The 12,746-nt window shown below is 62.0% G+C and carries 10 protein-coding genes; all 10 read right to left on the bottom strand.

Annotation, left to right across the window (positions count from 1 at the left end; translation table 11 throughout):
• Positions 1–12: 12 nt before the first annotated feature.
• From PLH32_06635 to PLH32_06590, 10 genes are read right to left on the bottom strand one after another with little or no spacing between them, the layout of a single operon-like run.
• Positions 13–1,257 carry a glycosyltransferase family 39 protein gene (locus PLH32_06635; protein ID HQJ64272.1) on the bottom strand — a complete coding sequence of 415 codons (1,245 nt, stop codon included), beginning with the start codon at positions 1,255–1,257 and terminating at the stop codon, positions 13–15.
• A complete protein-coding gene (locus PLH32_06630; protein HQJ64271.1) occupies positions 1,254–3,020 on the bottom strand; it encodes a glycosyltransferase family 39 protein in 1,767 nt (588 codons plus the stop codon). The genes PLH32_06635 and PLH32_06630 overlap by 4 nt, the downstream gene beginning before the upstream one ends.
• Complete coding sequence (locus PLH32_06625; protein HQJ64270.1) at positions 3,017–4,123, bottom strand: DUF1972 domain-containing protein; 1,107 nt, start codon at positions 4,121–4,123, stop codon at positions 3,017–3,019. The genes PLH32_06630 and PLH32_06625 overlap by 4 nt, the downstream gene beginning before the upstream one ends.
• Positions 4,120–5,961: a glycosyltransferase family 39 protein gene (locus PLH32_06620; protein HQJ64269.1), complete on the bottom strand. Its 1,842-nt coding sequence runs from the start codon at positions 5,959–5,961 to the stop codon at positions 4,120–4,122. Before PLH32_06620 ends, PLH32_06625 begins: the two co-directional genes overlap by 4 nt.
• Positions 5,961–7,061: a DegT/DnrJ/EryC1/StrS family aminotransferase gene (locus PLH32_06615; GenBank protein ID HQJ64268.1), complete on the bottom strand. Its 1,101-nt coding sequence runs from the start codon at positions 7,059–7,061 to the stop codon at positions 5,961–5,963. The genes PLH32_06620 and PLH32_06615 overlap by 1 nt, the downstream gene beginning before the upstream one ends.
• Before the next feature lie 12 nt (positions 7,062–7,073).
• On the bottom strand, positions 7,074–8,780 hold the full coding sequence (locus tag PLH32_06610) for a hypothetical protein (GenBank protein HQJ64267.1): 1,707 nt from the start codon (positions 8,778–8,780) through the stop codon (positions 7,074–7,076).
• A 39-nt stretch (positions 8,781–8,819) separates the two neighbouring features.
• The gene (locus PLH32_06605) at positions 8,820–9,827 is read right to left on the bottom strand and encodes an NAD-dependent epimerase/dehydratase family protein (protein ID HQJ64266.1); all 1,008 of its coding nucleotides are present in this window, start codon (positions 9,825–9,827) and stop codon (positions 8,820–8,822) included.
• Positions 9,814–10,557 (bottom strand): glycosyltransferase family 2 protein, encoded by a 744-nt coding sequence (locus PLH32_06600; protein ID HQJ64265.1) that lies wholly within the window; start codon positions 10,555–10,557, stop codon positions 9,814–9,816. Before PLH32_06600 ends, PLH32_06605 begins: the two co-directional genes overlap by 14 nt.
• 16 nt (positions 10,558–10,573) lie before the next feature.
• The gene (locus tag PLH32_06595) at positions 10,574–11,416 is read right to left on the bottom strand and encodes a ChbG/HpnK family deacetylase (protein HQJ64264.1); all 843 of its coding nucleotides are present in this window, start codon (positions 11,414–11,416) and stop codon (positions 10,574–10,576) included.
• Positions 11,403–12,746, bottom strand: a complete 1,344-nt coding sequence (locus PLH32_06590; GenBank protein ID HQJ64263.1) for a glycosyltransferase family 4 protein — start codon at positions 12,744–12,746, stop codon at positions 11,403–11,405. The genes PLH32_06595 and PLH32_06590 overlap by 14 nt, the downstream gene beginning before the upstream one ends.

The following is a 12,746-nucleotide window of genomic DNA, read 5'->3' as shown; positions in this document are numbered from 1 at the left end:
CGCGTGCTCGCCTCAGGCCGCCCGCCATCGCTTCCAGCGCCCCCAGGCCTCCGCCAGGGCCAGGCTGGCAAAGAAGATCATCAGCGGCAGGATCGGAAACCGGTAGCGCGGCACCACCAGCAAAGCGACGTGGGCGGCGACATAATACGCCAGAAGGAGATAGATGAAGAAAAACTCGCGCCAACGCGACCGGGTCAACCAGAGGCCGACGCCAAAGAGGAGCAGAACCGGATAATAACTTACGGCGAGGACCACCTGCACCAGACCGCCGCCCTGGCGCTGCATCCCAGTCGGCGCTCCCTCATAGACCCAGAGCCAGAAACGGAAGAATTTACGGACCATGAGGCCGGCGCTGGCCAGGGGCGCCGCCTTGATGTTGTCAAGCGCGGCCCGGGTCAAGCGGCGATCGCGCTCGACCTGATTCAGGCCGGCCGTCATGCTATCCATAATCGCCATGGTCTTGTCATAACTGTACTTGCCGTCCAGGGGCAGATAGTTACCGGTCCAGAGCACATCGCCGGAACCCACCGCCACTGGCACAACCGCATGAAAGGTCTGATAATTGCGGAACGTCCACGGTAGAATCGGCAGGGCGAAAAAGAGCGCGAATAGCAGGGCCTGGCGCAGCGCGGCCAACCCCTCGCGGTGCAGCAACAGCGCCGCGAAAAAAAGGAGCGGCAGCAGCATGGTCACGCCACGGGTCAACGTCGCCAGACCGCCCGCCAATCCCGCCAACGCCAGACGTCCCGGCACCGGCCGGCGCAGAGCGCGCAGAGCCAGCCAGATGCTGAGCACAAACAGCAGAATAAAGATCGTTTCGGTGTACATATAGGTCGTGAGCACAAACAGCTCCGGGATGAAGAGAGTCAGCACCAGGGCAATCAGCGCCGGCAGCCGGCCGCCATACGACCGGGTCAGCTGCCAAACCACCAGCGCAGTCGCCGTCCCGAAGAGGCACTGCAGCAGCTCGACCACGACGGGATGCACCCCGGCCAGGCCATATACCGCAGCCATGAAAAAGGGATAAAGCGGAGCCACAAAGAGCGAGGGATGGGTGCCGTCCTCGCTGAAGCCAGCCCCTGCGAGCAGGTTGCAGGCGATGTGATGATAGGTGCTGGCATCAAGCGACGCCACTCCGCCGATGTTCTGCGTCAGCAGGACAAAGATCACCCGCAGTATCAGCCCGCCCAGGGCCAGACCCCAGACCAGCCGACTTTCGGCCCTAGGAGGGTTCCTCTTTTCCGGTACAGCATTCAAGATTCCGGCTTCTCCACTTTGACCCGGTACAATTCGATGACCGGGCTGATCTGCAGCTGGTTCTCGGGCTCGATCCGCTGCAGGAGCTCGCAGTGATCCCGCACCCATCCATAAAACCGCTCACGCTGCTCAACCCGGTCAGGATAGCGCTGGCGCGAGAGCGGCCACTCATAGCGCGCCCGGGTGAAGCTGTCCAGGACGATGTATTCGATCCCCTCCCGGATAACATACGCCTGTGCATCGTGTTCGCTGGTCCGCTGCATCCCGTGCGCAAACATCTTGGGCACCAGGCCATAAACCTCATAGATGCGGCGGTAGTCCGGCGAACGCCGGATGATTTCCAGATTCAGATCCCTGGCGCTCAACAGCGGCGGCGTGAATTCCTCCATGCCGATGCGGCTGCCCGCCGGCACGGACGCCTCGATCACGTCCTTCATGCGAGTTCTTGTATCCACCTGATACAATGCAAGATCGTAGCGCAGGGTTTTCACGAATTGGGGCAAGACGGCAAGACCGATGATAACACTGTTTATTATCAGTCTGTTGCGTTTACCACTTGGCCGGGCGGCGATGCAGGACAGCAGTTCCGCGGCAATCAGTAGCAAAAATGGCACCAAAGGCAGCAAGTGGCGCATCGCCTTGTAGTTCATCTGGCCGATCACCGCATAGAGGGCGACCGGGAAGATGAGGATGAGCAAATCCTCACGGCGGCGCCGCCAGATCATCCAAAGCATGCCGGCGACGCCGAGCAGGGTCAGCCCCCAACCGAGGCTGGCCGCGAAGGTATTGTCATAAAAGAAACCGTAACCCGGCGAGTGGGCGCCGGTGAAATAGGAAAAAAAGGTGCCTCCGGAACCGAGCTTGCCGGTCTGCTCGAACTCGGCGGTGCCGACGAGGCTTTGCCAGAAGCGATGGAAATCAACGAGCGGTAGGGGACAGGCGACCAGGAAGGTGACGAGCGCCGCCGCGGCCGCTAGCCAGATCCGGCGGTCGAGCCACACCCCGAGCCAGTCGGATCCCGCTCCGCTGGAAGCCCGGCCGGATTCTGCCTCCGTCATTCCGGTCTGCGCCAGCCGCGGCCGACGGTTGGCCCCGAGACCATGCGCAGCAAGGATAAGCAGGATGATCAGGCCGGCGTTGTACTTGGTCGCCACCGCAAGGCTGGCGAAAATCGCCGCGCCCAGATAGTCGCGCAGCCGCCCCTCATGAAGAATGCGGATGCTGTAATAGAACGACAGGGTGGTCAGCAGGGTCAGGAGAATATCCACGGTGCCAAAATGGGCATTCTTGACCGGCAAGAAGGTCACCGCCCAGAACGCGGCCGCCCAGAGGCCGGTGCGGCGGCTGTAGAGCCGTTTGCCAGCCGCATACACGACAATGATGGTCGCTGTCCCAGCCAGCACGGAAAGCCAGCGCCCGACCATATGAAAATGGAAGGGATGAAGATAATAATAGACCTTGACGGCGACCAGAGAGGTGGCGCTGCCGCTCGCCATCAAGCCGAGAATATAAATCCCGAAGGCCGCGGCGAGAACAAAGGCATAGAGAGGCGGATACCCCTTGAGCAGAAAAAAGGTCTCCTTCGACCAGTGGGTATAGTCGAGCAGATTGCCGGCATGGTAGACAAGCTTCATCTCGTCCGGATGGTAGCGGAAGGGATCGCCAAAGCCCAGTCCGATGGCCCGGAGGATGAGACCCAGCAGGACGATCAACCCGATTGCGCCATACTCCTCGCGGATCTTTTTTCCGTTCAGCCGCCTCATGGGCGCACCCGCCCGGCCACCCGGGTGAAAAGCGCCTCGTAATCAGCGGTCACCTTGTCCCATGAATAACGCGCATGCACCCTCTGCCGGACGACCTCGCGATAGCGCGCGACCTCGAGGGGGTTGTCGAGCAGGTGCTGCAGCTGCGCGCGCAGGGAATCCCGCTCGCGGGTGGTGAAGTAACAGCCCGCCTGCGCCAGCACCTCCCGGTGCTCGGGCACGTCGTTGGCGAGAATGCAGTTGCCGAAGCCCATCCCCTCGAGCAGAGCCGGATGGGTCCCTCCCACCTCGGTGGCCTGGATATAACAATAGGCGTGCGACTGCAGCTCGCGGTAGCCCTGGCCAAAGACATATCCGGTGAAGAGGATGCGCGGATCCTGCGTGGCGCGCAGCTGCGCGATGTACGCACTGCTGTAGGGCGCGTCGCCGACCATGACCAGCTTTTTGGCCGTCGTCACCTTCTCAAAGGCTTCAACCACGCGGTGGGCATTGTTCTCCGGCTCCATACGGCTGACATAGAGCACATACTCGCGCGGTTTGAGCCCGAGTTGGTCCAGGATGATGGTGGTCTCGCAGGGGGTTTCCGGAGCGCCGTACGGGATATAGGTCGATGGTTTCGCAAATTTTTCAAGATAGTAATTTTGCACCTCGCGCGCGTCGGAGACCAGGGCGGTGGCGGTGAAGGTGGCGAGAAATTCGGAGATACGGTAGAAGGCCTTGCCGGCCCAGTTCCATTTCTGCCGTTTCCACTCGAGGCCGTCAACGTTGAGCACGACGGGCTTGCCCATCAGCCGCGGCAGGATGCAAAAGGCGGCGTTGGCGCTGTTGCAGATGAAGACCATATCATAGCGTTTGAAAAAGCTGACAAGGGTGCAGACCAGAGTATGGACGACCGTATCCAGGTACTTGTGGCTGATCGTCGGCAGGATGCGGATGCGCACCCCCTTGTACCAGGGCTCGTGATAGTCGATGATGTTGCTGCGCCCGTAGACCGTGACCTCATGGCCGCGGGCGGCAAGCCGCGGCGCCATCTGCTCGATAAAGGTCTCGAAGCCGCCATAGTTGGCCGGGATGCCGCGGATGCCCATGATGGCGATCTTCATATCCGCCCCCCTTCCACTTGCCGGTCTGGTGCGGTCTCCCGCCGGTCGGCCGCGCCGCTTAGCCATGCCGGTTCCAGGGCCGCCTGTCCGGGCTCGGCGGCGGCCGGTTCCTCCTGGAGGCGCCAGACCTCGACCGCGTGCTTCGTGCCGCCGACTGCACCGACCCGGTAGTACTCCCGGGTGAGAGCGTCCTGAATAAAATCCCAGTAGCGGTAGAATTTCTTTTCGGTATACCCATCTAGGACGATGAAGGCCGGGGGGTGGGCCGTGAAACGGGCCTCGAATCCGGCATCGTATTTCATATAATAGATCGTCGGGTGCGAGACCATTTCGTAGGGCTGCATTCCCGCGGCGTAGGTCCATACCATCCCGCCGCTGAGCACTTGGTCTGCCGGCTTGCCTTCGTGGCAGAGCAGATGGACCACTTCATCCAGGGTGTACGGCGGCCAGACGCATTCATAGCGCGGGGTAATCAGCCGGCCGGACCAGGCCGCGCTGATAAAAAAGGCCGCAGCAAACAGAAGGGCGCCGAAGCGCAGCGGCCGCCGCCGGTGGCGGGCTTCCAAACCCAGCACCACGCCGGCGAAGAGCAAACCCAGTCCCACGACCGCCAGCCAGTGGAGCGGCAGCCTCCAGGCAAGGCGGAAACAGGCGAAAAGGACACCGTAGAGTAACCCGAGCAGGGCAAAACGGGTGATCCAGCCGGCCGGCCGAACCGCAGGCAGCGCCCTGATACCGAGCAGCAGTAGAGCCGGCAGAGCTTCCAGGAAATATTGGGTGTAAAAGCCGCGCGAAACGGATTGAAACGCGTAAGCCAGCACCAGGATCACCAGCCAGAGTCCGATGAACCTCCGGAACCGCTCTTCGCCGGCGGTCGTACGCCCGGCGGCTGCACCGCCTGGCCGGCGCAGGCTGCCCAGGGCGGCGGCGATGATGAAAAGCGAGAAGAGGATCGAGTCCCGCCAGGCGGCCAGGGTATACGCAGGATCCTGATCGAGGATGCGGAATCCCTCGCTGTCGACTACCCGCTGCTGCGCCGGCAGGATGCCCAGGGTATGGGCAAGGCGGTTCCAGACTAGATTGAGGGGATTGATCTGCGAAAAGAGCAGCTCCCTTCCGCTCAGCGGACCCCAGTAATAGAGAGCGGCGAGCAGGCAGGTCCCGACATACCCCGCAACGAAGAGGCCCAGGGCGCGCCAGCGGCCTTGAAAATCAGAACCCGTAGCGAAGAGCAGAAAGAGGGCCGCCGCCAGGGGCAGATAGAGGGTGGACTGGCGCACATACCAGGCCAGGGCCGCCGCGATGCCGCTGAGCAGGTAAAAACTCCAGAGGCCGCTCTCGTGCAGAGCGCGTAAGAGGAACCAGGCGCTGAGCAGGCAGAGAAACACCGCCGGCATCTCGGTCTTGACCACCGTCGACCAGATCAGGACGCCCGGCAGAAAGAGGTAGACGGCCGCAGCAAGCCAGCCGCGCAGAGGATCATACAGGCGCGTCCCGATGCGGTAGATCAGCCAGCCGCTGCCGAGCGAGGCAAGCAGGGGCAGAAGGCGCCCCGCGTTCAGGGTGGCGCCGCCAAGCTTGATGAAGAGGGCGAGCAGATAGGCATAGAGGGGCTGGCGCGAGCCATAATCGATCACCGGCTGCAGCCCCTGCCAGACCAGCCGGCCGTCGAGCAGATGCGCTCCCTCATCCGGATTGATCCAGCGCACCTGCATCAACAGCAGGCGCAAGAGGGCCCCAGCGGCCAGAGTCAGTAGCATCAGCAGCGTGGGCTGCTGTGCCAGCCCGCGGACGGCAGCGCCCGTTTTACTGTGGAGGGTTTCCAGGAAGGTCCTCATCATCCCTCGAACTGGTTGATGACCCCGGCGACATGGAGCACCTCCTCGTCGCGCATCTCCGGATAGATCGGCAGGGAGAGCACCTCCCCAGCGTACTGTTCCGCGATCGGGCAGGTGCCGGGGCCGAGCCCCAGATCCCGGTAGGCGTTCTGCAGGTGGCAGGGGACCGGGTAGTGAATTTGGGTCCCAATGCCATGATCGGCCAGATGGCGGCGCAGCGCGTCGCGCCGACCGCAGCGCACGACATAGAGATGGAAGACGTGTCCGCTCCCCTCTTGCTGGCGCGGCAGAGTGATGCCGGGATTGGTGATGGCCCGGCCGTAGAGGGCGGCGATGTCGCGGCGGCGACGGTTCCAGGCATCGAGATGGGGCAGCTGGGCGTGCAGAATCGCCGCCTGCATCTCGTCGAGGCGGCTATTGAAGCCCTTGATCTCGTGATAATAGCGCTCGATCTGGCCATAGTTGCGGAGGAGGACGATTTGCTGCGCCCGGTCGTCGTCATCGGTGACGACCATGCCGCCGTCGCCAAAGGCGCCGAGATTCTTGCTGGGATAAAAGCTGAAGCAGCCGTAGTCGCCGAAGGTGCCTGCTGCCTTGCCGTTGCACGTCGCGCCGTGGGCCTGGCAGGCATCTTCGATGACGGCAAGGTTGTGGCGGCGGGCGCAGGCCATCACGGCCTCGATGCGGCAGGCGTTGCCGTAGAGATGGACGGGGATGATCGCGCGCGTACGCGGGGTGATTTTTTCCTCGAGGCGGTCGGCGTCGATACAGAAGGAATCGGGATCGATATCGACCATCACCGGGACCGCCTGGGCGAAGGAGATCGCCGAGAGGGTCGGCACCGCAGTATTGGGCACGGTGATGACCTCGTCGCCGGATTTCACGCCGCTGGCAACCAGGGCCAGGTGCAAGGCTTCGGTGCCCGAGCCGACGCCGATAGCGTGCCGGACGCCGAGGTAGCGGGCGAAGGCCTCCTCGAAGGCCTGAACTTCATGTCCGAGGACGAACCAGCCGCTACTGAGCACACGGCCGACCGCGGCATCGATCTCTTCCTTGATGGCGGCGTAGTGTCGAGTCAAATCGCCAAAAGGTACCTGCATGGGTGCAATCCGTTATTTATATTCGTTCAGAACGCCATAGATGGTGGCGCGCCGCGGCCCCGCCGCCAGACTTTTTATGAGGACAAACCCGGGGCTTTTACCCTCCTCGCCCAGAAAGTCGAGGGTGGTCAAGCCGCGGTTTTTGACCGTCCACTGATGCCAGGCCCCTTTCTTCGCGGCCTTTTCGCTGTAACTCATCCAGGCGGCATGAGTGATGCCCTGGGAGCGCATCCAGGCGTGGAGTTCCGCGGGCGGGAGATTGGGTGCGTCGGAGAGCTTGACAAAATCACGCCGGGTGTCAAGGCCGGTATAATAGGCGACAATGTTGGGCTGGGAGACCAGCAGCCGGTCGCCGTTTTGATAATTTTGCTCGAACCATTCGCCGATGAGGCGAAATTCGGCTTTGGTGTAGTAAACGTCGAATAGCCCCGCCCTTGCGACCGAAAAGAGACGAAAGCCGAGAAAGAGCGCCAGAGTCAGCACCGCGAGGAAGCGGGCCGCCGCCACAGCGGAGCGCTGCGGCGGCGCGTAATAGATGGCCAAGGGCACGAGCGCGAGGGCGACCCAGCCCATCGGCGGCTGATACTGCGGGAAAGGAAAGCGGGTCCGCAGCACCAGCAGGAGTGTCAGCACCGCGACGACAGCCGCCAGCGTCAGCACAATCCCCGATCGCGCCGGACCGGACAGCGCCAAACCGTGTTGTTGCGCCAGCCTGCGCCCCACCCGACTCGCAGCGAGTACGCCGGCGGCGAGGAAGATCAAGGGCACCCAGGCGCCCATGACCAGATAATCGGCGCCGGGGAAGGGCCAAATGACATGCAGCGCAGCAAAACCGGCGAGATAGACGAGAAGCGCCAGGGTCGCCCGCGGATCGCGCCGCCGCAACTCGTAGACGCCGGCCGCAACGAGCAGCGCCGCCACAACCGCCGCAAATCGGTACAAGCCGAGCGGGATGAAGCCGAGCCATTCCGCCCAGAATGCAGGGAAAAAGCTCCAGTTTGGCTGCCAGTGAGTGAAATAATCGGCATAGCTGCTGCCGCCACCCTCGCCGCCGCTCGAAAGCAAGCCCCAGGCAACCAGAAACGATCCCGAAAGGACGGTGAGCGCCAGGGTCCGGATCCGCCGCCGGCTGTAAATCAGATCGGCCAGGCCAAAGGCCCCGATCCCCATCGCCCCCTCGAAACGGACCATCGAGGAGAGCAAGCCGGCGCCATAAGCGCGCCAGTCCCGGCTCAGGAAACGAACAAAGGCCAAGAGCAGCAGACAGGTGAAAAGGAACTCCCCCTTGGGCTTGATCGCCAGTTTCAGGGTCGATGCATGCAGCGCCCAGAGCCAGACCACCCAGGGCGCAGCGGAGGGGATCAAAAAACGTGCAATTCGCCAGAGGAACCAGAGTGAAAAAAGGGCGCTAACCGCCGAAATGAGTTCGGCTGCATAGAGTTCGGCATACTTGCCCGGGATCAGCAGCGAGATGAAAGCGATGGACAGCGAGGTCAGCGGCGGACGTTTAAAGTTGTCGGGCCATTCGAGGTGACGCAGCTGGACCGCCTTCTCGGCATAGTCGAAGAAATCGCTCTCGGGCACGAGAAAATGGTTGAAATGGAGCAGAATGAAGAGGGCAAAAAGGATGAACAGGACCCCGAAGAACCAGCGTGCGCGCAGCCGCGACTGGATCCGGGCCAGACTGTCCAGTTTGTTTTGGTCCCGTATAGTATCCATCCCGTTACCTCTCCCGCCCCCGCGCTGCTGTGTGCGTTACTACCCCCAGTAATGCTCCCGGTGTTTCCGGTAATAGGCCACGGTTTGAGCGAGCCCCTCCCTCATGGAGGTGCGGTAGTGCCAGCCCAGAACCGCTCGGATCTTGCGGTAATCGGCGTAAAAATCACCAATGTCGATCCGTTTTTTTTCCTCGGGGAAGGGGACGATCTCGTATGCACCGCCGCCGGCGATCTCCAGCAGCAGTTTGACAAAGTCCTCGAGCATCATCGGCTCGTCGCCGCCGAGGTTGTAGATATTGCCGTTGCAGTCGTCGAAAGCAGCCGCCAGGCAAAAGGCGTCGACCACATCGTCGACGAAATTGAAATCGCGGATCTGTTTGCCATCGCCGAAGATGCGGATCTTCTGTCCGTCGATCGCCTGCCGGATGAAGACGCTGACGAAGCCCTGCCGGCCGTGTTTCATCAGCTGGCGCGGCCCGTAGGTGTTGGTGAGGCGCAACGAGGTGGCGCGGATGCCATAGACGTTATTATAGAGGATATGATACCACTCGCCGGCCATTTTGTTGATGCCGTTGACGTCGGTTGGATGCACAGCGTGTTTTTCGTCGACCGGCAGATAGTCGGGCTTGCCATACTGCTGCCGCGTCCCGGCGAAGACGATCTTGACCTCGGGATTGTTGTGGCGGCAGGCTTCGAGAATCGAAAGCTGCGAACGGCAGTTGATATCGAGGTCGGTGAAGGGGTCCTCCATGCTGTCGATATGGCTCACCTGGCCCGCAAGATTAAAGATAAAATCCTGTTCCTTGACCAGATGGTTCATTCCGTGCTGATCGCGAATGTCCGCGATATTGATCCGCACCTTCTTCTCGAGGCCCTGGATGTTGAAGAGATTGCCGCCATACTGGGGGATGAGGGAATCGACGATCAGCACCTCGGCGCCATATTCGACCAGCCGATAGGCGAGATTGCTGCCGATGAAGCCCAGACCGCCGGTAATCAGGCACCGTTTGCCGCGGAATTTCGGCGGCAGTTGCTCACGCTTGGGCATGGAGGCCCTCCTTGCGCACCACCAGGCGGTACCAGAGTCTGGAATAGTCACGCGCCACATGATAGAGGCGTACGAAATTGAAGAACTGCGACTTGCCGCTCGCGCGGAAAAAGTGGTTGACTCCCACCTCGGCGAAACGGCAGCCGCTACGGCTCATCTTGTGAATCATCTCGACGCAAATCGTGCCACTGTTCGAGTTCAGCTCGAAGCGGTCGAAAATGCTGCGGCGCATTAGACGGAAATCGCAGTCCACATCCTCGATCGGCAGCGAGAAGAGGAACTTGGAAGTGTACTGATAGATCTTGCCGAGCAGTACGCGGTAATAGGGATCGTGGCGCTTGATCTTGAAGCCATTGACCACGTCGATGTTCTCGTTCATCCCTTCGGCTAGAAGCAGCAGCTGGCGTACGTCGTACTGGGCATCGCCGTCGGTATAAAAGACGAACTCCTTGCGCGCCTCGCGGAAGCCGGTGCGCAGGGCGCCGCCGTAGCCGCGGTTCTGCTCGTGATGGATGACGCGGATTTGCGGAAAATGGCTCTCGAGGAAGTCAAGGATCTCCTGAGTCTTTTCCTCACTGCCATCATCCACGAGAATAACTTCATAGTCATTCGTGATCTTTTCGGCCGTGATGATGGCCTGGGCGGCCATGGTGGTAATGGTACCCCAGTCGTTATAAACCGGGAAAAAGATGGAGAGGGAAGAGAGTTTCTTTTGCACGAGTTCGCTCATAGACGGTGGTTCCGTTTCAATGTTCAAAGGTCGTCAGCTCGATGCCGGCCGTTTCGAGAAGCCGGCGCAGACCGGGATCGCAAAGCAGATTGCATTCGGCCTGGCGGCGGGCGGCAGCGCTTCCTGCAGCCGGACCGGAAGAAAAATGTGCCGGATGGCACATCCATTCATTGCAGCCGGGATGCAAGGCCCGCACCAGACGGTGCGCAGCGTTGCCGCGGCCGGGGTCCAGGTACCAGGACAAACCGAAGAAAACATCGGCGCTTCTGAAGCCCTGATAAACGGTCTCGCAGCGCCGGCTGCAGCGCTCCAGCGTCGCCTGCTGCAGCCGTCCGATCAAGCCGCTGCCCTGCCAGTCGCTCTCGCCCACGCCGCGCACCCGCCGCACCCAGCCGATTCCGGCCTCTTTGGCTGCAGTGGAGGCGACTGCCGCCACCGCCGGCAGAAGGTGAAGATGGTGATGGCTGTCCATATGGCTGAAGCGCACCCCCAGGCCGGCGAGCCGCTCGAACTGGGCAGTTGTTTCAGCGGCCAGCTCGGCCGGCGCGAGCTGCCCGGCCAGGGCGCGGTACACCATCCCCCACTTTCCCGGAAACCGGCCCGATCCATCGACGAGGCTGGGCACCGCCGCCGCCGGGCGCAGCGGCCAGCCGGTGGTCAAATTGAGGTGCACGCCTAGCTCCAACTCCGAGCCCGCCGCCAGGGCACAGGCTTCTTCCACGGCTGCGCCGTTGGCCGCAAGCGAGGCTGAAGTGAGGATGCCCTCGCGCCAGGCCCGCCAGATCCCGCGGTTGACCGCCGCCGAGAGCCCGAAATCATCGCCGTGAACGATCAAGCGGATGCGGTCAGCGTTTTCCATCGCTCGCAGCCGCCAGCTCCAGCAGCTGCTGCCGGAAAAAGGCAGCAAGTTCATCCAGCTTGCGGCGGGAGTCGAAAATCGCCGCCACCCGCGCCCGCGCCGCCTTGCCAAGACGCCGGCCCATTTGCGGGGATTCGAGCACCTCGAGGATCGTCTGCGCCAGCAGTTCGGGCTCGGAGCCCTCGAGCAGCAGTCCGCTCACCCCCTTCTCGACCAGCTCGGGGATGCCCGAGACCCCCGTCGAGATGACCGGCAGCTCCATCGCCATCGCCTCGGCAAGGACATTAGGAATACCGTCGCGGTTGCCGTCCTCCTCGATAACACAGGGAAGCACAAAAACGGCGGCGCTGCGGTATTCATCAAGGACCGCACTGGGCGCCTGGTAACCGGTGATCTCCACCCGGTCCATCAAATGGTTGAGGCGTATGAACATCTCCAGCCGCGGCCGCTCCGGCCCGTCACCAACAATGCGGCACTGGAAATCGACTCCCCGGTCCCGCAAGATCCGGCAGGCGTGCAGGAGCACCCCGAGTCCCTTCTTAGGTACCAGGCGGCCGATCGAGAGCAGGACCGGAGTTCCACCCTCGGAGCGCTCCCCGGGCTGCAACTTTTCCAGATCGAGGCCATGATAATTGACAAAAATCTTGGCGCCGACCTCCGTGCCATATTGATCTACAAGATAGGTGCGGTTGTACTGTGTGCAGGTGATGATGAAGCGGGCCCGTTTGAGCTTTTCCGTAAAGATCACCTGCGGCGTAAAAATATCATAGGCGTGCGCCGTAAAGCTGAAGGGAAGGTCGAGTATCATCGCCGCCAGCAGCGCCAGAGTCGAGGCTGAATCGGCAAAATGGGCATGGACGAGTGTGAACCCCTCCGCGCGCATCTGCCGCGCTACCGGCACAATCAGAACAAAATTGAGCAGCACATTCTGCCGCTGTACCTTGGTCAGCTCCCGCTTGCACGCCGCCCGCAGCAAGGTGCGCAGCAGCGAGACCCCGCGGGTGCGATGACGCCGCGCAAAAAAGTACGTTCTAAGGTAGCGTCCCGGGTGGCGCAATAGGCAGCCGAGATGGCTGCTGATAAGATAACTGGGACGCAGGGAAGAGAGCAGATAGTGCGTCTTGGCGGCCAGCTCCGGCACCTCGAGGTTCTCGAAACCTGCCTGCGGTCGGTTGAGCGCATAGGGGATTACTTCCAGGCCCCGCGCGAGCAGTCCCGCGACCTCGTTGACGATGAAGCGCTCGGAGAGCGCGGGAAAGGCATTGAGAAAAAGCGCGATCTTCGCGCCCGGCTGCAGCCCCTGCAGCCGCTCCTGGTCTGATTCGGTCAT

This window comes from bacterium, from assembly GCA_035419245.1.
Taxonomy (GTDB): domain Bacteria; phylum Zhuqueibacterota; class Zhuqueibacteria; order Residuimicrobiales; family Residuimicrobiaceae; genus JAKPUX01.
This window is presented reverse-complemented; position numbering and strand designations above follow the sequence as displayed.